Annotated in this window: 14 protein-coding genes, 1 other RNA gene and 4 pseudogenes; 11 read left to right on the top strand and 8 right to left on the bottom strand. The window is 70.7% G+C overall.

All coding sequences use genetic code 11. The features are described 5' to 3' along the window. Positions 1-3: 3 nt before the first annotated feature. The 9 genes and pseudogenes from ACZZ0J_RS04520 to ACZZ0J_RS04480 all read left to right on the top strand — a co-directional run bounded on the left by ACZZ0J_RS04520 (position 4) and on the right by ACZZ0J_RS04480 (position 7,870). Positions 4-1,185 (top strand): cysteine desulfurase family protein, encoded by a 1,182-nt coding sequence (locus tag ACZZ0J_RS04520; RefSeq protein WP_131846415.1) that lies wholly within the window; start codon positions 4-6, stop codon positions 1,183-1,185. Positions 1,186-1,245: 60 nt separating this feature from the next. After that, the gene (gene prfB, locus ACZZ0J_RS04515) at positions 1,246-2,355 is read left to right on the top strand and encodes a peptide chain release factor 2 (RefSeq protein WP_463435096.1); all 1,110 of its coding nucleotides are present in this window, start codon (positions 1,246-1,248) and stop codon (positions 2,353-2,355) included. Between the two features lie 61 nt (positions 2,356-2,416). Beyond that, positions 2,417-3,172, top strand: coding sequence for a cell division ATP-binding protein FtsE (gene ftsE / locus ACZZ0J_RS04510; RefSeq protein WP_111086441.1), 756 nt, complete (start codon positions 2,417-2,419; stop codon positions 3,170-3,172). Then, the gene (gene ftsX, locus ACZZ0J_RS04505) at positions 3,169-4,083 is read left to right on the top strand and encodes a permease-like cell division protein FtsX (protein ID WP_111086440.1); all 915 of its coding nucleotides are present in this window, start codon (positions 3,169-3,171) and stop codon (positions 4,081-4,083) included. The genes ftsE and ftsX overlap by 4 nt, the downstream gene beginning before the upstream one ends. Before the next feature lie 89 nt (positions 4,084-4,172). Continuing rightward, positions 4,173-4,648: pseudogene (gene smpB, locus ACZZ0J_RS04500) on the top strand (SsrA-binding protein SmpB). A 101-nt stretch (positions 4,649-4,749) separates the two neighbouring features. Continuing rightward, positions 4,750-5,126: a transfer-messenger RNA gene (gene ssrA, locus ACZZ0J_RS04495) on the top strand. Positions 5,127-5,286: 160 nt separating this feature from the next. Beyond that, positions 5,287-5,793, top strand: a complete 507-nt coding sequence (locus tag ACZZ0J_RS04490; protein WP_463435093.1) for a hypothetical protein — start codon at positions 5,287-5,289, stop codon at positions 5,791-5,793. Next, positions 5,772-6,074, top strand: coding sequence for a hypothetical protein (locus ACZZ0J_RS04485; RefSeq protein ID WP_463435091.1), 303 nt, complete (start codon positions 5,772-5,774; stop codon positions 6,072-6,074). The genes ACZZ0J_RS04490 and ACZZ0J_RS04485 overlap by 22 nt, the downstream gene beginning before the upstream one ends. A gap of 99 nt (positions 6,075-6,173) precedes the next feature. Next, a pseudogene (locus ACZZ0J_RS04480) lies at positions 6,174-7,870 on the top strand (APC family permease). On the opposite strand, the pseudogene ACZZ0J_RS04475 reads toward ACZZ0J_RS04480, so the two are convergent. From ACZZ0J_RS04475 to ACZZ0J_RS04465, 3 genes and pseudogenes are all read right to left on the bottom strand, one after another. Further along, positions 7,867-9,172: pseudogene (locus ACZZ0J_RS04475) on the bottom strand (LLM class flavin-dependent oxidoreductase). The pseudogenes ACZZ0J_RS04480 and ACZZ0J_RS04475 overlap by 4 nt on opposite strands. Before the next feature lie 3 nt (positions 9,173-9,175). After that, positions 9,176-10,162, bottom strand: coding sequence for a PLP-dependent transferase (locus tag ACZZ0J_RS04470; protein ID WP_463438137.1), 987 nt, complete (start codon positions 10,160-10,162; stop codon positions 9,176-9,178). Positions 10,163-10,256: 94 nt separating this feature from the next. Further along, positions 10,257-10,634, bottom strand: a pseudogene (locus tag ACZZ0J_RS04465) (PLP-dependent transferase); the annotation flags it as partial. Positions 10,635-10,769: 135 nt separating this feature from the next. On the opposite strand from ACZZ0J_RS04465, the gene ACZZ0J_RS04460 reads away from it, so the two are divergent. After that, positions 10,770-12,026 (top strand): amidohydrolase family protein, encoded by a 1,257-nt coding sequence (locus tag ACZZ0J_RS04460; RefSeq protein WP_463435089.1) that lies wholly within the window; start codon positions 10,770-10,772, stop codon positions 12,024-12,026. 87 nt (positions 12,027-12,113) lie between these two features. Here the strand turns inward: ACZZ0J_RS04460 and ACZZ0J_RS04455 are convergent, their stop codons facing one another. From ACZZ0J_RS04455 to ACZZ0J_RS04440, 4 genes are all read right to left on the bottom strand, one after another. Then, the gene (locus ACZZ0J_RS04455) at positions 12,114-12,803 is read right to left on the bottom strand and encodes a M50 family metallopeptidase (RefSeq protein ID WP_463435087.1); all 690 of its coding nucleotides are present in this window, start codon (positions 12,801-12,803) and stop codon (positions 12,114-12,116) included. Between the two features lie 163 nt (positions 12,804-12,966). Continuing rightward, a complete protein-coding gene (locus ACZZ0J_RS04450; RefSeq protein WP_240347339.1) occupies positions 12,967-13,080 on the bottom strand; it encodes a Rax2 family protein in 114 nt (37 codons plus the stop codon). Further along, entirely contained in the window at positions 13,080-14,894 is a 1,815-nt protein-coding gene (glmS, locus tag ACZZ0J_RS04445; RefSeq protein WP_463435084.1) for a glutamine--fructose-6-phosphate transaminase (isomerizing), read from the bottom strand. The genes ACZZ0J_RS04450 and glmS overlap by 1 nt, the downstream gene beginning before the upstream one ends. Positions 14,895-15,305: 411 nt before the next feature. Next, positions 15,306-17,804 carry a helix-turn-helix transcriptional regulator gene (locus ACZZ0J_RS04440; protein ID WP_463435082.1) on the bottom strand — a complete coding sequence of 833 codons (2,499 nt, stop codon included), beginning with the start codon at positions 17,802-17,804 and terminating at the stop codon, positions 15,306-15,308. A gap of 682 nt (positions 17,805-18,486) precedes the next feature. On the opposite strand from ACZZ0J_RS04440, the gene ACZZ0J_RS04435 reads away from it, so the two are divergent. After that, a complete protein-coding gene (locus tag ACZZ0J_RS04435; protein ID WP_463435080.1) occupies positions 18,487-20,004 on the top strand; it encodes an MFS transporter in 1,518 nt (505 codons plus the stop codon). 81 nt (positions 20,005-20,085) lie between these two features. On the opposite strand, the gene hisN is transcribed toward ACZZ0J_RS04435, so the two are convergent. Further along, entirely contained in the window at positions 20,086-20,868 is a 783-nt protein-coding gene (gene hisN, locus ACZZ0J_RS04430) for a histidinol-phosphatase (protein WP_123294773.1), read from the bottom strand. Between the last annotated feature and the right edge of the window lie 11 nt (positions 20,869-20,879).

Raw genomic sequence — 20,879 nt, 5'->3', positions numbered from 1 at the left:
CAGATGCCGGTCTACCTCGACCACGCCGCGACGACGCCGATCCTGCCGGAGGCGCTCGCCGCGTTCACCGACGCGCTCGGAACCGTCGGCAACCCGTCCTCGATCCACAGCGCCGGGCAGCGCGCCAAGATGCTGCTCGAGGACGGCCGCGCCGCGGTCGCCCGGTCGCTCGACGCCGACACCGTCGAGGTCGTGTTCACCTCCGGCGGCACCGAGAGCATCAACCTCGCCGTGAAGGGCCTGTTCTGGGCGCGTCAACGCGACCGTGCCCGCCCCCGCATCGTCGTCCCGGGTGGCGAGCACCACGCCACCGTCGACACCCTGACCTGGTTGGAGACGCACGAGGGCGCCGTCGTCGACGTGGTCCCGTTGGACGCGCAGGGCCGCGTCGACCTCGTCGGACTGGAGGCACGACTCGCCTCCGCCGACGACGTCGCCCTGGTCACGTTCCTGTGGGCGAACAACGAGGTGGGCACCATCCAGCCCGTGTCAAGGATCGTGGAGCTCGCGCACGCCGCCGGCGTGCCCGTGCACAGCGACGCCGTCGCCGCCTACGGCCAGGTGCCGGTGTCGTTCGCCGCGTCCGGCCTCGACGCCCTGAGCGTCTCCGCGCACAAGGTCGGCGGACCGGTCGGCATCGGTGCGCTGGTGCTCGGGCGGAAGGCCACCGTCGAGCCCCTCATCCACGGCGGCGGGCAGCAGCGCCAGGTGCGCAGCGGCACGCAGGACGCCCCCGCTGCGGCGTCGTTCGGCGTCGCGGCCACGATGGTCGCCGCCGAGCCGATGCCGCACCCGTCGCTCGTCGCCCTGCGCGACCGGCTCGTCGCCGGTGTCCGTGCCGCCGTGCCGTCCGCCGTGCTGATGGGCGACCCCGACGACCGGCTGCCCGGCAACGCGCACTTCACGTTCCCGGGCTGCGAGGGCGACTCGCTGCTGTTCCTGCTCGACGCGGCCGGGGTCGCCGTGTCGACCGGGTCGGCGTGCCAGGCCGGCGTACCCGAGGCGTCGCACGTGCTGCTCGCGATGGGCCTGTCGGAGCAGGACGCCCGCGGCGCGCTCCGGATCACGCTCGGGCACACCTCGACCGATGCGGACGTCGACGCCTTCCTGGCCGCGCTGCCGGACGCGGTCGCGCGGGCCGGGGCTGCCGGCATGGCGTCGCGGGAGCCGCTGCTCGGGCGCTAGGGCGCCCTCCGGCGGGGGTGCGACGCCGACCGGCCTGCCGCGCCGGTAGGATCGGTGACCATGGTCGAACTGGACTTCACCGAGCAGCTCTCCGCCCTCCGAGAGACCTTCGGCAACATCCGCTCGGTGGTCGACGTCGACCGCCTGCAGCGTGAGATCGCCGACCTCAGCGAGCAGGCGGGCGCCCAGGACCTCTGGGACGACGTCGAGCACGCGCAGCGGGTGACGAGCGCGCTCTCGCACCGGCAGTCGGAGCTCAAGAAGATCACCGACACCGAGCGTCGCATCGACGACCTCGAGGTGCTCGTCGAGATGGCGAACGAGGGCGACGACCAGGACTCGGCCGACGAAGCCGTCGCCGAGCTCAAGGCGATCCAGAAGACCATGGGCGACCTCGAGGTGCAGACGCTCCTCGACGGCGAGTACGACGACCGTCCCGCCGTGATCACCATCCGTGCCGGGGCCGGTGGCGTCGACGCCGCGGACTTCGCCGAGATGCTCATGCGCATGTACCTGCGGTACGCCGAGCAGCACGGCTTCAAGACCACCGTGATGGAGACGTCCTACGCCGAAGAAGCGGGCATCAAGTCCGCCACGTTCGAGGTCGACGCCCCCCACGCCTTCGGCACCCTGTCGATCGAGGCCGGCACCCACCGCCTCGTCCGCATGTCGCCGTTCGGTGCAGCGGGCAAGCGGCAGACCTCGTTCGCCGCGGTCGAGGTCATCCCGCTCATGCCGGAGACGATGGTCATCGACATCCCCGAGAACGACATCCGCGTCGACGTCTTCCGCTCGTCGGGCCCCGGCGGGCAGTCCGTCAACACGACCGACTCCGCGGTGCGCCTGACGCACATCCCGACCGGCACCGTCGTCTCGATGCAGAACGAGAAGTCGCAGATCCAGAACCGTGCGGCCGCCATGCGCGTGCTGCAGTCGCGCCTGCTCCTCCTGAAGAAGGAAGAGGAGAACGCGAAGAAGAAGGAGCTCGCCGGCAACATCACGGCGAGCTGGGGCGACCAGATCCGGTCCTACGTGCTGGCGCCGTACCAGATGGTCAAGGACCTGCGGAGCGAGCACGAGGTGAACAACCCCTCAGCCGTGTTCGACGGCGACCTGGACGGCTTCATCAACGCCGGCATCCGCTGGCGCAAGCAATCCGTCGACGCGTAGGGGTTCGTGAGCCGCGCGCCTCGCTTGCTTTCCAAGCGGGGCGACCTACCCTGATCCGGTCATGATCAAATTCGACCAGGTCACCAAGGTCTACTCGGGCAACCCGAGTCCGGCGCTCGACAACCTCACCCTCGAGATCCTCAAGGGCGAGTTCGTGTTCCTCGTGGGCGCCTCGGGTTCCGGCAAGTCCAGCTTCCTGCGCCTCGTGCTCAAGGAGGAGAAGCCCTCCCGCGGCCAGATCCACGTGCTCGGGCAGCGCCTCGGGTCCCTGGCGTCGCGGAAGGTCCCGTACTTCCGGCGCAACCTCGGCGTCGTCTTCCAGGACTTCCGACTCCTGCCCAACAAGAACGTCTTCGACAACGTCGCGTTCTCGCTGCAGGTGATCGGCAAGAGCAAGGGCTTCATCAGCGAGGCCGTCACCGACGTGCTGAAGCTCGTCGGGCTCGCGGGCAAGGCGACCCGCATGCCGCACGAGCTCTCCGGTGGTGAGCAGCAGCGCGTGGCGATCGCCCGCGCCGTCGTCAACAAGCCGGCGATCCTGCTGGCTGACGAGCCCACCGGCAACCTGGACCCGACCACGTCCGCCGGCATCATGGCGCTCCTCGAACGCATCAACCAAGGAGGCACCACCGTGCTCATGGCGACCCACGACGCGAGCATCGTGAACCAGATGCAGCGTCGGGTCATCGAGCTGTCGAACGGCACGGTCCTCCGTGACGAGCAGTCCGGCGGCTACCAGACCCAGGCGGTCCCGATCCAGCGCGGCACCGTGTCGAACACGACCGGCATCCAGACCATCCCGGGGCTCATCCGATGAGGCTCGGGCTCGTCATGTCCGAGGTCGGCTCGGGCCTGCGGCGCAACGCGTCGATGGTCGTCTCCGTCGTCCTCGTGACCTTCATCTCGCTCACCTTCGTCGGGACCGCGATCCTGCTCCAGATGCAGATCAACCAGATGAAGGGGTACTGGTACGACCGGGCGCAGGTCGCCGTCTACCTGTGCACCGACACCGACACCACCGGCAACTGCACGGGTGCCAAGGCCACCGAGGACCAACGGAAGCAGGTCCAGGCCCAGCTCGAGTCGTCCACCCTCAAGCCGTACATCGAGAAGACGTACTACGAGGACCAGGACCAGGCGTTCACCCGCTTCAAGGAGCAGTTCAAGGACTCCGCGGCGACCGAGTTCGTCAAGCCCGAGTACCTCAACGAGACCTTCTGGGTGAACCTGAAGAACCCGTCGCAGGCCGACGTCCTCGTCGAGAGCCTGTCGAAGGTCGCCGGTGTGCAGAGCGTCGTCGACCAACGCGGCTACCTGCAACCGATCTTCAACCTGCTCAACGCGTCGTCGTACACGGCGATCGGCATCGCGGCGCTCATGCTCGTTGCGGCCGTGCTCCTCATCGCGACCACGATCCGGTTGTCCGCCTTCAGTCGCCGGCGAGAGCTCGGCATCATGCGGCTGGTCGGTGCGTCGAATCGGTTCATCCAGACGCCGTTCGTGCTCGAGGGGGTGATCGCCGCCGCCATCGGAGCCGTCCTGGCGGGTGGTGCCATCACCGCGGTGGTGTGGTTCTTCGTCCGGAACTTCCTGGCCGAGCGCTTCACCGGCACGGCGTTCATCGGCATGGGGGATGCGGCCATCGTGGTGCCGTCGGTGATCGTCATCGGGGTGTTGCTCGCCGCGGTGTCGGCGTCGATCGCCATCCGCCGCTACCTCAAGGTCTGATCCGCCGCGCCGGGAAGGTGCGTGGGGCGCCCGCTGTTGGGTAGTCTGTAGGGCTGCGCAGCGCGGTGCCCGGAACGAGAGGAGTCGTCATGGCGAAGGAACGCGGTGAGAAGATCATCGCGACGAACCGTCGCGCCCGACACGACTACCTCATCGAGGACACGTACGAGGCCGGCATGGTCCTGTCCGGCACCGAGGTGAAGTCCTTCGCATGGGTCGTGCCTCGCTGGTCGACGGGTACGCCTACATCGACCGGGGCGAAGCCTGGATCGATGCGGTGCACATCCCCGAGTACACCGAGGGCACGTGGAACAACCACGCACCTCGGCGCAAGCGCAAGCTGCTCCTCCACAAGCAGCAGATCGTGAAGATCTCGCACAAGACGGCTCAGGGCGGCTACACGCTGGTGCCGTTGCAGATCTACTTCCACGACGGCCGAGCGAAGATCGAGATCGCCGTCGCGAAGGGCAAGCGCGAGTTCGACAAGCGTCAGGCCATGCGGGAGAAGACCGACAAGCGTGAGGCCGAGCGGGCCATGCGCACGAAGAACCGCGTCGGCGAGTAGCGGCCTCGCACCTCGGTCGGCTAGACTGAGGGACTGCTCCGATCGGAGCAGTCGCAACACAACTCAACAGCGTGACAGCGGCTCGCACGTCCGGCCCGCATGGGGATGATCGGTTTCGACATTGCCTGTGTGCCGACGGGAAGCGGGCCGAGGACCCACGGTTATCTCGTGAACGATCCGTGGAAAACAACAAGTGCCAATTCCAAGCGCACTGACTTCGCTCTCGCTGCGTAAGCAGCCCAGCACATGAAGTCCGTCGGCCAGGTGACCGTCCCCTAACCTGATCCCGGCGTCATCCAGAGGACTTGCTGCACGGTTGCGCCTCAGGGCCGTGCGGGACTTGCACTGAGACTGGGCCCGTCGTCCTAGAAGCCGGTAGCAAAGGACGGGGCCGAGCAGAACGAACTATCCGGATACGCCCGTAGAAGACGTCGAATTGCAGCGATGGACGGGGGTTCGATTCCCCCCATCTCCACCATTCGCCGGTCGTCGAGCCGCTGTCACCACGTGTTGCACGAACGCCCCGTCACCGTCCCTGGACGATGCCGGGGCGTTCGCTGTTCGGCCACTTCGCAGGACTACGATCCGTTGCAGGCGCCGGGACACGCCCGCGCCGACCCCGAACGGAAGGCCCCCACGTGGTGCAGGAGATCGCGATCCGAGTCCGTCTGCGCGAGCAGGAGCGAGTGGTGCTCGCCGACTACGAGCGGATCGTGGGGTCCGTCGCGACGGTCGCTGCCCTCGCCGCCTGGCTGCCCACGCCCGACGCCCGCCTGGTCGTCCGCGGCCGGGGTGCCGAACCCGTCCGCCTCGAGACCGTCACCTACGGTTCGGTCGTCGAGATGCTCGTCGTGCTCGACCAGCGTTCGGTTGCCGTCGAGCGGGGTGCTGCAGCGATCGCGGCGCTGATCGAGTCGGTGCGGCACGAGCACGTCGCCGATGACGTGGCCGGGGCCGCCGGTGAGCTGGACCGCCTGGACCGCGCTGCACCGCGTGGGCGGTCGGTCGTCGAGCGCACACTCCGCACGTTCCTCGAGGTGCGCGCGCCGACGTGCTCGCCCGGAAGACGACCACTCGGGTCCGCACGGCGCAGGCGCTGCTGCGGCTCGCCGAGGACGACGCCGTGCTCACCGTCGAGCGGGTGACGGACGCGCTCGCCCCCGTGCTCGAGGAACACGCGGTCGACGTCGCGCTCGACACGGGTTCCGCCGTGGTGGTCGAGCCGATCGACGGGGTCGAGTCGCCGGAGCTGACCCCGGCCCTGCCGCTGCCCTCGGGGGAAGCGAAGCAGCAGCAGAAGCAGAAGAAGGACGACAAGAAGCCGTCCAAGAAGAAGGACCACGGCAAGAAGAAGTCCGACAAGAAGAAGTCGGACAAGAAGAAGTCGGACAAGAAGGACGACGACAAGAAGAAGTCCAAGAAGTAGCAGCCTGAGTGCTTATACAGCACAATTGTTTCCGGCATGTTAAAGAATCCGGCCAAGCTGCTGTCCCGGTGCCAGAGTCGATGAGCGCGACCCCCGTTCGTGGGGCGCGCTCACTCGACGGGAGCAGCAGTGGCTACAACGACGACGCCGGCGTTGCCGGACTCCGGCCTCAAGCGGAACGTGGGCTTCATCGGGCTCATCTGGGCCTCGACGGGGTCGATCATCGGCTCCGGATGGCTCTTCGGGTCGCAGGAGGCCCTGAAGACCGCGGGCCCGGCCGCGATCATCTCCTGGCTCATCGGTGGTGTGGCGATCCTCGTCCTCGCCCTCGTGCACGCCGAACTCGGCGGCATGTTCCCGATCGCGGGCGGAACGGCGCGGTTCCCCCACATCGCGTTCGGGGGCATCGCCGGTGCGTCGTTCGGCTGGTTCTCCTGGTTGCAGTCCGTGACCGTCGCCCCGATCGAGGTCGAGGCGATGATCAAGTACGCGCAGCACTGGCAGTTCGCGCACCCGTGGCTGCACACCACGACGGTGGACGGGGAGACGCAGCAGCTGCTCACCGGCGCGGGCATCGCGGTCGCCGTCGTCCTCATGGCGGTGGTCACCGTGATCAACCTGCTCAGCGTCCGGATCCTCGCGAACACGAACTCGGCGGCGACGTGGTGGAAGGTCGCCATCCCGCTGCTGGTCATCATCGTGCTGGCGTTCAGCGGGTTCCACGGCTCGAACTTCACGGCGGCCGACGGCTTCATGCCCGAGGGCGCCAAGGGGTCCTGGCGGCGGTGTCCACCTCCGGCATCATCTTCGCCTTCCTGGGCTTCGAGCAGGCCGACCAGCTCGCGGGTGAGGCGAAGAACCCGCGGCAGGACATCCCGCGCGCCGTCATCGGCTCGGTGCTCATCGGGCTGGTGATCTACCTGCTGCTGCAGGTCGTGTTCCTCGGGGTGCTCCGGTCGGATGCGATCCAGGGGTCCTGGGCCACCGCCGACTTCACGAAGTACACGGGGCCGTTCGCCGACATCGCGATGGCCGCGGGCCTCACGTGGCTGGCGGTGGTCATCTTCATCGACGCGATCATCTCGCCCGCGGGGACCGGGCTGATCTACGTGACGGCGACGAGCCGCATCTCCTACGGACTCAGTCGCAACGGGTACTTCCCGAAGGCGTTCGAGTGGACGACGAAGCAGGGCGTGCCGTGGGTCGGACTCGTCACGGCGTTCGTCGTCGGTTGCGCGTGCTTCGCACCGTTCCCCTCGTGGCAGGGGCTGGTGAGCCTCATCACGAGCGCGTCGGTCCTGATGTACGCCGGCGCCCCGTTGGCGCTCGGTGCGTTCCGGAAGCGGATCCCGGAGATCGAGCGCCCCTACCGGATGCCCGCCGCCGCGGTGCTGTCGCCGATCGCGTTCATCGTCGCGAACCTCATCATCCTGTGGACCGGGTGGGACACCGACTGGAAGCTCGGCGTCGCGATCCTCATCGGTGCCGTGGTGATCGTCCTGAACAACGTGTTCCGCGGTGCCTCGAGCGTCCGGCCGCGCTGGGACTGGAAGGCGGCGCAGTGGCTGCTGCCGTACCTGATCGGCATGGGGCTCATCGTGTTCCTCAGCGACTTCGGCCCGCTGACGCGCCCGGTGTTCCCGCTGTGGATCGACATCGTCGTCGTCGCGGTGTTCTCACTGGTGATCTACTACTGGGCGATCAACTCCGCCTCGGACCGTGCGGAGATCCTCCGCACGGCCGACGACGTCCGTGACGTCGAGGAATCAGGCGTGGTCGAGCCGGTCCACCACTAGAAGTCGAACAGGTTCGCCCGGATGCCCCCGGCGCCGTACTCCCGCCGCAGGAGCCCACGGCGCCGGAGCACCGGCACCAGGTCGCCGAACATCCGGTGGATCTGCGCCGGGTGCAGGTCGCCCGAGAAGATGATGCCGTCGTTGTCGGCGTCCGACCCGAGCTCCTCGATGAAGTCCGCGAACTCGTCGGCGGTCCCGACGAAGCCCTCGCGCGAGGACACCCGCCCCTTGCGGGCCTTGCGTTCCAGCAGCGAGCGCAGCGGGGCGTCCGGGGTGTCGCCGAGCAGCCCGCGGATCGTGCCGGCGGAGACGTGGTCACCGAAGGTCCCGTCCGGCACGGGAGCATCGAGGTCGAGCGCGAGCAGGTCCGTCTCGGAGTCGCTCGACCACGCGATCGCCGCGGTCCGCAGGTCGTCGTCGGACGGGTGCCTCGAAGCGGACACGATCCGGTCGGCTTCCTCGGGGGACGACACGATCTCGGGCTTCAGGACGAACAGGATCCGCAGGGAGTCCGCGGAACGCCCGGCGACGGCGGCCGCGGAGACCACCCGAGCGCGGTAGTCCCGCACAGCCGACGCCGACAACGGCGCGAGCGCGAGTTGCACGTCCGAGTGGGTGCCGGCGAACGCGAGGCCCCGACCGGAGCCACCGGGGAGACGACCACCGGGTCCGAGTCGAGCGGCAGCGCGTTGAGCGGGCCGTCGGCGGTGAAGTACGCGCCCTCGTGGTGGAACGCGTCGAGCGCGTCGCCGTCGGCGAAGCGCCAGTCGGAGGATCCCCGACGTACCCGGACGATCCCCACGAGTGCCAGAGCCGGCGGAGCAGCGTGATCCACTCCTCGGCACGGTCGTACGCCTGGTCGTGCGGCAGCGGTGGCAGACCGGCGTGCCGGGCACTGCCGACGTCGGTCACGACGTTGATGCCGAGTCGCTCGGAGGACAGGTGTGCCAGCGTGGCGAACTGTCGCGCGGCCAGGTACGGCGGCGTGAACCCGGCGTTCACGGTCGGGGCGATGCCGATGTGCGAGGTCGCCGCGAACAGGTACGGCGCGAGCAGCAACGGGTCGTGCTTCGGGCCGCCGTAGGCCTGGCGGATGCGCAGGTCGAGCGTCGACGGGTTGCCGAGCGAGATGGCGTCCTCGGCGATCACCAGGTCCATGCCGGCCTGCTCGAGCGTGCGGACGGACTGCTGGTACAGGTCGGGCTTGGTCCAGTCGTGGGCCCAGTCCCAGTCCGAGCGCCCCCACGCCTGCGGGCCGAACCCGCGCGAGAAGAAGTACCCGAAGTGTTGCGGTCGTGCCATCGTCTAGAGCTCCTCCGAGATCACGTGCGTGCCCGGGACCGAGTGTTCCAGGGACGCGCGCTCCGCGTCGGACGCACTCACCGGGCTCGCAGGCTCGCCCGGCGCGATCCGCGCGTCGCTGGCGCGCCGCCCCTGAGCGGATCGCGCCCGGTCGTCATCGCCGTCTGCGGAACGCAACGCGGCGAACCCGCGTTCCAGGTCGCGGAGCAGGTCCGCGACGTCCTCGATGCCGACCGACAGACGGATCAGGCCGTCGTCGATGCCCTGGTCGGCGCGCTCCGCGGCGGTCTTGCCGGCGTGCGTCGTCGTCGCGGGGTGCAGGATCAGCGAGCGGACGTCGCCCAGGTGGGTCATCCGGCTGAACAGCTGGACGCTGTCGATGAAGGTGTGCGCGGCGGCTTCGCCGCCCGCCAGCGTGAACGCGAAGACGGAGCCGGCACCGCGCGGCAGGTAGCGCTGGGCGAGGTCGTGGAACGGACTGGAGGCCAGACCCGCGTGGTCGACGCTCGTCACCTCCGGCTGTGCTTCCAACCACTGCGCCACCGCCAGCGCGTTCGCGCTGTGGCGTTCCACGCGCAGGCTCAGCGTCTCGATGCCCTGACGGATCAGGAACGCGTTGAACGGCGACGGGGTCGGGCCGATGCGCGAGGCGACGACGTCACGCGCGAAGACGACGAAGGCCCGGTTGCCGTAGCGCTCGACGTAGCTGTCGCCGCCGAGCGACCGCTCCGGGCTGGTGAGGTGCTGCCAGCGCTCGGGGGAGGCGGACCAGTCGAACGTGCCGCCGTCGACGACGACGCCACCCAGGCCCGCGCCGTGGCCGGACAGGAACTTCGATGCCGAGTGGATGACGATGTCGGCGCCGTGCTCGACCGGGCGGACCAGGTACGGCGTCGCCAGGGTGTTGTCCACGATCAGGGGGACCCCGGCACGGTGCGCGGTGTCGGCGACGCCGGTGATGTCGAGGACGTCGTTCTTCGGGTTCGGGATCGTCTCGGCGAAGAACGCCTTCGTGTTCGAGGCGGACGAGCCGTGCCCACTCGTCGAGGTCGCGCTGGTCGGCGACGAAGTCGACCTCGATGCCGAGGCGGCCGAGGTTCTGCACGAGCAGCCCCTTGGTGCCCTCGTAGATGCTGCGGGCGGCGACGACGTGGTCGCCCGCCTGCAGGAGGCCGAGGAACGCGATGGTGGCCGCCGCCTGGCCGCTGCCGACCAGGATCGCCTCGACGCCCCGCTCGAGCAGGGCGACGCGGCGCTCGACGTCGGCGTTCGTCGGGTTGCCGAGGCGGGTGTAGGTGTAGCCGTCCTCGGTGCCGGCGAAGCGGTCGCGCGCCTGGTCGAAGTCGTCGAAGAGGAAGCCGGAGGACATGTGGATGGCCGGGATCCGTGCGCCGTGCCCTGCGTCGGGCACGAAGCCGCCGTGCACCTGTTCGGTCGAGAAACCGTGATCGTCGTTCGCCATGGGACACCTCCGGGAGTCGTCTGGCGGTAGCCTCGCAGCCTTCGCTGCGTGGACAGGCGATTGCGGCGTTCCGTTACGCGGAACCGGGGTGCAGTGGGGTCGCGGCGGGGCCCTGGCGACTGCCACGATGGGGGCATGGCGACCGACGAAGCGACCCTGATCATCCGCGATGTCCGTCCGTGGGGTGGTGCACGGTCGGACATCCGGGTGGCGGACGGCCGCATCGTCTCGGTCACCGCGACCGGCGCGGGCGACGGCGTCGCGGACGGTGCCGATGCCGATGCCGATGCCGATGCCGATGCCGGTGCTCGGGTCGTCAACGGGCGCGGCCAGCTCGCGCTGCCGGGGTTCGTCAACACGCACGCCCACGTCGACAAGAGCTGGTGGGGGCACGAGTGGGAGTCGTACGGCGGCGAGCCCGGCACGCAGGGGCGCATCGCGCACGAGCGGGCTCGGCGTGACGCCCTCGGGATCCCGAGCGAACCCGTCGCCACGCGGGTGCTGCGCGAGGGGCTGCGCACCGGCACCACCCGGGTCCGCACGCACGTCGACGTCGACCTCGGCGTCGGGCTGCGGGGGATCGACGCCGTGCGTGCTGCGGCCGACGCGCTCGACGGTGCGGTCGAGGTGTCGATCGTCGCCTTCCCGCAGGACGGCGTGCTCCGGCGGCCCGGTGTGCTCGACCTGCTGCGGCAGGCGGTGACGGCCGGAGCGGACCACATCGGTGGGCTCGACCCGTCGCTCATCGACCGCGACCCGGTCGGGCAGCTCGACGGCCTGTTCGCCATCGCCGCCGACACCGGGTGCGGCATCGACATCCACCTGCACGAGCCCGCCGAGCTCGGTGCGTTCGCGTTCGACCTGGTGCTCGACCGGGTGGAGCGGCTCGGCATCGCACCCGGCAGGGTGAACATCGCCCACGGATTCGCGATCGTCGACGTCGATCCCGTGCGTCGCCGCGACCTGCTCGCCCGGATGGCGTCGCTCGGCGTCACGATGACCACGGTCGCCCCGGTACGGATGCGACAGCTTCCCCTGCACGAGTTCGACGAGGCCGGCGTGCGGTTCGGCTTCGGCACCGACGGCATCCGCGACCTGTGGAGCCCATACGGCGACGGCGACCTGCTCGGCATCGCGTGGCAGTACGCGCGGGCCGGCGGTGTGGTGCGGGACGAGGACCTGACCCGCGTGGTGGAGCTCGCCACGCGCGACGGTGCCCGGTTCGTCACCGACGAGGCGCACGACCTCGTGGCGGGGGCGCGTGCCGACGTGGTGCTGCTCGACGCCGAGAACCCGATGGATGCCCTGGTGCGGCGGGTGCCGCGGTCACTCGTGGTCGCCGGTGGTCGGGTGTTCGACCCCGCCGAGCTCGCGCAGCGCCCCTGGGAGTAGGCGCGGGGTTGCGCACGGAGTTTTCGACGATCCACGAGTCGATCACCGCGTGGATCGTCGCGGACGTGGTGCGACCACCGCACCCCGTCAGAAGAGTGCGCGCACGCCCGCAACCACGGTGTCCCAGACCTCGAGCAGCGGGACCCGTGCGAGCCACACCGCGAGGCCGTTCACCAGCACGAACAGCACGAACCAGACCCCCGCCGACACCCGCATCTCGGCTGCGGCGATGTGGAAGTCCGTCTGCACGCGGGCGCCGGTGAGCAGCCACCGTGCGACCTGCACGACCGACCGCAGTCCGTCGACGACGAAGAACGCCCCGACGGCGGCGACCACGAGCACCGTGGCCTCGGACGGACGCAGCGCCACCCACAGCGCCAGGACGTCGAACCCGAGCACGACGAGCAGGCCGAACCAGTTCCGCACGAACACCAGCGCCACGAGCCCGATCACACCGAGCACGGCGACGGGCAGCCACCGCGAGCCGTGCAGCACCCCGGTGACCAGCAGCACCCCGGCCCAGAGCGGCGCGCTGTACCCGGCGTAGAGGTTGAGGATCCGGACGAGCCAGCGGATGCCGCCGGGGACCAGGCCGAGCTGGACCCAGGCCTCGCCGGAGCCGTCCGGGTGCAGGTCGATGCGTTGGATGCGGCCGCCGAACGGGACGACGACGATGCAGTGCCCGACCTCGTGGGCGATGGTCGCGGCGATCCGGGCGACGCGTCCGACGAGTGGCAGGAACGGCAGGAGCGCGCCGACGACGAGTGCGACGAACACGAGGGCGGGGCTGCGGTGGTCAAGGGACCAGCATCGCAGCCGTGTCCCGCGAACTGCCCGAGACCCGGCGGCGAGGACGATGTGGAACGACATCCTCGACGTCGTACGACATCGAGAACGTCGTTCCGAGTCGCCGCCCGGCCGGCCCGCTCGCGCGCCGGGGTCAGCCCAGGACGGTCGGCCCGGCAACCACGACGACGAGCACCGTCGTCATGGCGATCGCGAACGCCGTGAGCACGACCAGGAACGTCGTCAGGTGGTTCATCCGACCGCGCATCACTCGACCGTCACCGACTTCGCCAGGTTGCGCGGCTTGTCGACGTCGCAGCCGAGCTGCAGTGCGAGTTCGCGGGCGAGCATCTGCAGCGGCACGACGGCCTCGAGCGGACCCCACGGTGCCGCCATGGCGCCCCAGGCGAGTCCGCCGGTGCCGCGGCTGCCGAGCGCCGGGATGTCCGACCCGTCGCCGCCGATGGTGATGACGAACCCGCCGCGGGCCCGGACCTCGGCGATCGCCGACTGGATCTTCGGCTCGCCGTGGTCGATCACGACGACGGGGGTGCCCTCGTCGACGAGGGCGAGCGGACCGTGCTTCAGCTCGCCCGCGGGGTACGCCTCGGCCCAGCGGTAGCTGAGCTCCTTGAGCTTGAGTGCGCCCTCGGCGGCGTACGGCAGCCCGGCACCGCGGCCGAGGAACAGGAAGCCGGTGGCCTCCTTCACGCTCGACACCAGGAGCGGCATCCGGTCGGCGGACACCTGCGTGGCGTGCTCGATGCGCGCCGGCAGGTCGAGCAGTTCGTCGACGAGCGCGTGGGCACGTGCGACCTCGATGCGGCCGGACGCCACGAGCGCGGAGATCACCGCGGCGACTCCGACGACGACCTGCGCGGTGAACGTCTTCGTCGCGGCGACGCCGATCTCCGGACCGGCGTGGCAGTCGAGCACGGCGTCGGCGCGACGGGCCAGCGAGGAGTGCATGTTGTTCGTCAGCGCGAGCACCGGGTGGCGGTCCTCGAAGCGGTCGAGCGCGCGGAGGACGTCGGCGGTCTCGCCGGACTGGCTGATCGCGACGACGAGGGTTTCGGGGCCGAGGACGGCCTGGTCGGCCTCGCTGGCGACGACGATGTCGGTGGGGACGCCGCCGATGCCGCGCAGCGCGGTGGCGATCACCTGGCCGGCGTTGAGCGAGGTGCCGCAGGCGACGATCGCCAGACGCTGGAAGGCTGGCAGCCCGAGGCCGACCCACATGCTGCCGTCCGCGGTGCGGCGGGCGATCCGGTCCAGGATCGTGCTGACGACGTCGGCCTGCTCGCCGATCTCCTTCGCCATGTGGTCGGGGTGGTCGCCGAGGTCCAGCGCGGTGGCGGCGAACGGCGACGGGGTGGGGAACGGAACGGGCACGGTGATCCCGTTCGACGACCAGGTCCAGGCCTCGCCGAGCTCGACGACATCACCGTCGCGGAGCGCCACGAAGGTCTCGCACCACTCGGCGATCGCACCGATGTCGCTCGCCACGAAGTCGCCGCGGGCGGACCGGGCGACGACGAGCGGGGAGCGGTCCGCGGCCACGACCATCCGGCCGTCGCGGGCGTCGAGGACGACGATCGCCCACGACCCCTCGAGCTGCGCGGTCGCGATCTGCACGGCGAGCATCAGGTCCGGGTCGACGGCCAGGGCGCGCTCGACGAGGTGCGCGATGACCTCGGAGTCGACCTCGGAGCGGAACCGGTGGCCCTGCGCCGTGAGCATGTCGCGCAGGCGGTCGGCGTTCTCGATGATGCCGTTGTGCACGATGCTGATCCGGCGCGAGCAGTCGGCGTGGGGGTGGGCGTTCGCCTCGCGCACGGTACCGTGCGTGGCCCAGCGGGTGTGGCCGATGCCGACGCCGGTCAGGGCGTCGCCGGACCGGGCGGCGACGAGCGTGCGCAGGTCCCCGACCCGGGAGACCGAGCGGATCGTCTCGGTGCGTCCGGTGGCGGTCCGGACGGCGATGCCGGCGGAGTCGTAGCCGCGGTACTCGAGTCGTTCGAGTCCGTCGAGCAGGTAGGGCGTCGCGTCGTCAGACACGCGGGCCGCGATGATGCCGCACATCGGCTGTCCCTTCGGGGGAACGGGGAGGGGAGTGGAGCGGGGTTCGGCACCGACCGCCGTCGGGTCTGCCGCGCGTCCGGGCCCTCGCGGTCCTGACCGGCGCCCGTCCTCGGATCAGGCGAGGACGGACGACGGAGTGGGTGGGCCACGAGGTTCGGGTACCGGACGGGGTACCGCGGTCTGGCCCCTGGGGAGGGGCACGGCGGTCGGTGCATGAGAAGCCTCACCCGGCGACGCCGCCACGGCAACAGTCGTCGACTGCTCTTGCGGTTCCCCGCGTGCGGGGGACGCCGCGGTGCGGTCGCGTGCGGACTCCCGCAACGCACGCCGCGTCCTGGACAGGGAAAAGGCGGACGGGAGGCCCGGTACCAGCTGGTACCGGGCCTCCCGTCCGCCTCGTGGTCGCGTCGACTACGTGAGCAGCGCGACCAGGTGGGAGCGCGACCGCGCGCCCACCTTGCGGTAGATCTGCGTGAGCCGCAGCTCCACCGTGCGCTGCGACATGAACAGCGACGAGGCGATCTCGCGGTTGCGGTAGCCCTCCGTCACCTTCTGCACCACGGCGCGCTCCTCGGCCGTGAGCGAGGTGAGCACCGCGGAGGCGTCCGGAGCGCTCCGGGGCGTCCCCGGCATCGACGCGGACAGCACCGGTGCGGACCGGAGCGACGGCCCCGTGCCGAACGGCGGCATGGCCGCTGCCGGTGCGGGGGTGACGAGGGGACGGCGCATGCCGGCCGCTTCGTACGCCGCCGCTGCTGCCGCACCGAGCCGCGGACGCTCGGCGGGGTTGCCGACCGTCGCGAGGGCCGCGAACGTCCGTGCCCGCTCGAACTGCGAGTCGTGCGGCTGGAACAGCTCCAACGCGCGGCGACGGGCGGTGTCCCGGGTGGTGTCGTCGGCGACGAGCGCGAGGCTCCTCGCCAGCACGAGCGCACCCCAGCGACCCGGTCGGGCGTGGTGGTCCGCAGCGAGCCGCGCGGTGATGGTGCGGGCGTCGTCGATCCGTCCGAGGCGTGCGTACGCCTCGACCAGGTCGCCGAGGTGCCGGAGCACCGCGGGGTTCCGCAGGGACCGACCGATAGCGTCCGCCGCTTCGAGTGCGGCGGCTGCCTCCTCCAGTCGGCCGTCGAGCAGCAGGACCCGACCGCGGAGCGCGTGCAGCTTCGCCGTCGCACCCCACAGGCGGCTCGTCGAACGGTGCTCGAGGCACCGGTCCACGACCGCCAGGGCATCGGCGGAGCGCCCCTCGGCGAAGTGCCGCCAAGCGATCGCGATGGCCCGCGACGGCTCACGGAGCCGTTCGACCACCGAGGAGCCGGCCTCCCACACGTCGATCGCGCGGAGCGCCTGCCGGAAGTTCCCGGAGCGCACCTCGTTCTCGGCGGTCAGGTAGCGGGCTGCCTCGGTCCACACCGGCGCCGTCTGCGGGCCACGGGCGAGGACGAGTGCGAACACCCGACGCGCGCTCCGGTACCGCTCGGCGATGCTCAGCGCGTGGGCGAGGAGTAGCAGGGCCGGGTCGGACATCGCCAGCAGCACCGACGTCGCGAGTCCGTCGTGCAGGTCGGTGTCCGACGGCAGGGTGCCGTCGATCGCGGCGATGAGCTCCCGCGCGGTCGTCGTGATCTCCAACGTGTGCGGAGACGCCGACGCCTCGAGGGGCTCGACGCGGTGCAGCAGGTCCTTCGCCTGGTCGAGCTCCCACGCCTCGGCACGGAAGCACGCCACCATGGCCATCAGCCCGGCGACCGCGTCCACGTCGGCCGGCTCGGTCGCGTCCACCGACACGAGGAGTTCGTCCGCGTGCACCGCGTCGCCACTGAGGTACTGCGCCGAGTACTGCAGGCGCAGCCGGCGGACCTCGTGCGCCGTCGTCCGGAACGGACGGAGCGCGGCGAGGTACCGCGCGGCGAAGCCGAGCAGCCGGTTGCCGAGCAGGGCCTCAGCGACCCCGAGCAGCGCGACGAGCTCGTCCTCGGTGCCGCCACCGACGTGCAGGGCACGCTCGGTGAGGGCGATCGCGGCGTGCACGTTGCCGTCCACCACGTACGACCGTGCGGCGCCGAGCAACGCGACCACGTCGGGGACGTCGTCGACGAAGCTCCGGTGCCACGCGGCGGCCCGCGGGTCGGACTCGGTGCTCGCCGTGGCCAGCGCGGCGTGCGCCGCGCGGCGGTCACGGGCGGGCATCCGCCAGTACAGCGCGGACCGGACCAGGGGGTCGCGGACCGTCACGCTCTGGCCCCGCACGGTGGCGAGGCCTGCTCCGACCAGGTCGTCCAACTCGTCGCGGTCCCAGGCCGTGGTCTTCGCGACCGGCACCAGGGCGAGTTTCGCGAGGACGTCCAGATCTCGTCCCGCGGCGGACCCGAGTGCGAGGGCTGCGAGGGCCTCGGTCGTCGGCGTGGGTCGGAGCGGGAGCACGATCGGCTCCGCGCCGGTGAGCTGCTCGCGGCTGAGCACCGCGAGTTGTTCGCGGAGCGCGCCGGGGTTGCCACCGGTCTCCGCGGCGAGGACGGCGAGGACGCCGTCGTTCGCTTCTTCCGGTGCCATGGTCCGGGCGAGGACGAGTGCCTCGTCGGACGGCAGCGGCTCGATGCGGAGCGCCGGCAGGGCCGCGAGCGGACCGTCCGACGGCACCGAACGGACCGTCGCCACGACGCGCAGAGCGGTGCCTGCGAGTCGGCCGGCGAGGAACGCGATGAGCTCCTGGCTCTCGACGTCCATGCGGTCGAGGTCGTCGATCAGCACGAGCGTCGGCGGCAGGGTGAGGGCGTGCACGGCGTCGAGGAAGTCGTGCGCCGCCGCCAGTCCGGCGGTCACGGGGACCGCCGTCTCACCCGTCTGCAGGAGATGGGCGATGTGGGCCGTCGCACGGGGGTCGTCGAGCGCGGTGAACAAGGAGGTCACGCCGGCCAGCGGCCAACGGGATTCACTCCCGTTGACACCGACCCGCACGACGGGGAGGAAACGCGGTTCGAGACCGCGTCGAGGACGCTGCTGCGTCCGGAACCAGGGTCGCCGACCACGACCATCGCGGACTCCCGAGGGAGTACAGCGAGGGTCGCGATCCGGTCGACCTCGAGACGTCGACCGGTGAGTGCCATGACTCACCGGCCTCCGGGCCCGGAAGCGGATCCTGCGGAGAGGTCGTCGGCGAACGCTGCGAACGCTGCGACGGGGCGCCGTGAGGCGGACCGGACTGCTGCACGGTGGGTGGCCGTGTCGGAGTACGGACGGATGGCGGCGACTGCGCGCGCGCCAGAGCTGTCGTGGATTGAATGCGGTCGACGAGTGAGGGTGCACTCGGTTCCGCTCGGGAACGATGATGTCATCGTCTGTATCACCCCTCGGGTTAGGGTCTTCGGACGAACACGGTCGGCTGCGCACGTGCACTCGGATCTAGGGAATCCAGGTGCTTGCGTGACCTTCCGTACGAGCACGATAACTCAGGTCCTGGCCATCTGAGCCGCCCCGCGCACCGCGTATCCGGCGACGGTGCCCCCAGTCCGGGGGCCACGGCGAGGGGGTGTCACCCACCCGGGGGTGGGTCTCGCCCGCCCGGAGGCCGGTCGGTGTACGAACGATGGTGATGTCCAGCGCTCACCCGACCGACGCCCGCCTCGACGACCGCACGCGTTGGAGGGCCTTCGCCGTGTGCGTCGCGGTGGCCGCCCTGACGATCCTCGACCTGTCGAAGGTGAACGTCGGGCTGCCGTCGATCGAGAAGTCCCTCGACGCCACCAGTTCGTCGCTGCAGCTCATCGTGGCGGGGTACGCGCTGGCGTTCGGCCTCGCTCTCGTGCCCGCCGGTCGGCTCGGCGACCTGAAGAGCCGCCGTGCCCTGTTCATCATCGGACTCGTGGCGTTCACCGTGTCGAGCCTGCTCTGCGCCGTGGCGCCGACCATCGAGGTGCTCATGGTCACGCGGATCCTGCAGGGCTTCGCCGCCGGCACCCAGATGCCGCAGGTGATCGGGCTCGTGCAGCAGTTGTTCCGGGGCCCGGAGCGCGGACGGGCCTTCGGGCTGTTCGGCGCCATGATCGGCATCTCGACGGCACTCGGCCCGACGATCGGCGGTGGCCTCATCGCGATCGGTGGTGAGGAGAACGGGTGGCGGCTGCTGTTCTGGATGAACGTGCCGCTCGGACTCGTCGCGCTGTTCTTCGCGATGCGGCTGCTGCCCAAGGCGGCGCAGGGCCAGGCGAAGGACCGCGAGCTGGACATCGTCGGCATCCTGCTGCTCGGCGCCGCCATCATCACGCTGATGCTGCCGTTCGTGCTCACCACGGGGGCCGGCGACTCCGGCGCCCGGTGGCTCTGGCTGATCGCCTTCGTCGTGTTCCTCGGCCTGTTCGTGCTCTGGGAGGTCCGGTACAAGCAGCAGGGCAAGTCAACGGTGGTGCACTTCGAGCTGTTCCGGCTGTCGTCGTACCGCAACGGGCTGTCGATCGTGGCCGTCTACTTCGCGGCGATCCCGGCGTCCTTCCTGATGGTGACGCTGTTCCTGCAGGAGGGGCTCGGGCTGTCACCGCTGTTCGCCGGCATGGTGAGCATCCCGTTCGCGGCCACGAGCGCCGTCGGGTCCTACATCGGCGGACGGATCGTCGACCGGGTCGGACGGGCCCTGGTGGTCTTCGGGCTGTTCATGGTCGTCGTCGGCTTCGTGCTCCTCATGCTCGCCGCGGTGCTGACCCCGCCGGAGGTCACGCCGTGGGCGATGGCCGGGGCGTTCCTGATCGGCGGGCTCGGTGGCGGGTTCGTGGTGTCGCCGAACCAGACGCTCACCCTGGCCGAGATCCCGGTGGAGCAGTCCGGGGTCGCCGGGTCGATGCAGCAGCTCGGGCAGCGCGTCGGGACCGCGATCGGGACCGCGGTGGCGACGAGCATCTTCTACGGGATCGTGCGGGGTGCCGCCGCGGGTTCGGGCGGTTCCGGTGGTTCCGGTGGTTCCGGCGGCTTCGCCGGCGGGAGTCGGCTCGACGCGTACCACGACGCGTTCCGGAGCGGCACGACGTTCACGGTGTCGCTGATGGCCCTCGCGCTCGTGCTGGCGGTCGGGGACCTGGTGGTGCGGCGGCGTGCTGCACGGCGTGAGGCGGCGGCGTGAGGCGGCGGCTGCGGCTGCCTGATCGACTCGGAACGACACCCGCGACGTCGTCCGACGTCGAGCGTGTCGTTCGGGGTCGTGCTAGCGGCGGATGACCTCGACGACGGCGTCGTGCACCAGGCCGTTCGTCGCGAGTGCACTGCCGTGCCAGGCCCCGGGGTCGCCGTCGAGTGAACTGAAGCGGCCGCCGGCCTCTTCCACGATGGGCACGAGGGCCGCGATGTCCCACGGCTTCAGGTCGGGTTCGCCCGCGATGTCGATGACCCCCTCGGCCACCAGCATGTACGACCACATGTCGCCGTAGGCGCGCGTCCGCCAGACCTTGCGGGACAGGTCGACGAGGGACTCGAGCCGGTCGTCGTCGTCCCACTGCTGGATGCTGTTGTAGCTCAGGCTCGCGTCGGACAGGTCCGCGACGCCGGAGACGCGGAGGTCGCCGTCGAACGAGTGCGCGCCGAGGCCCTCGGCCGCCCACCAGCGCTTGCCGAGCGCGGGGGCGCTCACGACGCCGAGCACGGGGCGGCCGTCGACCGCCAGGGCGATGAGCGTCGCCCACACCGGCACGCCGCGCAGGTAGTTCGCGGTGCCGTCGATCGGGTCGATGACCCACTGACGGTGGCCCTCGCTCGTCGCTTCGGCGCCGGTGTCCGCCGTGGTCTCCTCGCCGAGGAACGCGTCATCGGGGCGCTCGGTCGCGATCCGCTCGCGCAGGGCGTGTTCGACGGCCTGGTCGGCGTCGGTCACGTGCGTGCTGTCGGCCTTCTTCGACACGTGCAGGTCGGCGGCGCGGAACCGCTCGAGGCTGATCGTGTCGGCGATGTCGGCGAGCGAGCGGGCGAAGTCCAGGTCGGCGCTGAGGTCCACGGGTCGAGCGT

Source organism: Curtobacterium sp. AC272, assembly GCF_979258155.1.
The sequence above is the reverse complement of the archived record's forward strand: the minus strand, read 5'-3'. Positions and strand labels throughout refer to the sequence as shown.

What these genes read in the sequence shown, in the direction of transcription:
- ACZZ0J_RS04520 (WP_131846415.1), top strand. Translation starts at nt 4, where the DNA reads ATGCCGGTCTACCTCGACCACGCCGCGACGACGCCGATCCTGCCGGAG.
- prfB (WP_463435096.1), top strand. Translation starts at nt 1,246, where the DNA reads ATGGTCGAACTGGACTTCACCGAGCAGCTCTCCGCCCTCCGAGAGACC.
- ftsE (WP_111086441.1), top strand. Translation starts at nt 2,417, where the DNA reads ATGATCAAATTCGACCAGGTCACCAAGGTCTACTCGGGCAACCCGAGT.
- ftsX (WP_111086440.1), top strand. Translation starts at nt 3,169, where the DNA reads ATGAGGCTCGGGCTCGTCATGTCCGAGGTCGGCTCGGGCCTGCGGCGC.
- ACZZ0J_RS04460 (WP_463435089.1), top strand. Translation starts at nt 10,770, where the DNA reads ATGGCGACCGACGAAGCGACCCTGATCATCCGCGATGTCCGTCCGTGG.
- ACZZ0J_RS04450 (WP_240347339.1), bottom strand. Translation starts at nt 13,080, where the DNA reads ATGCGCGGTCGGATGAACCACCTGACGACGTTCCTGGTCGTGCTCACG.
- glmS (WP_463435084.1), bottom strand. Translation starts at nt 14,894, where the DNA reads ATGTGCGGCATCATCGCGGCCCGCGTGTCTGACGACGCGACGCCCTAC.
- ACZZ0J_RS04435 (WP_463435080.1), top strand. Translation starts at nt 18,487, where the DNA reads ATGTCCAGCGCTCACCCGACCGACGCCCGCCTCGACGACCGCACGCGT.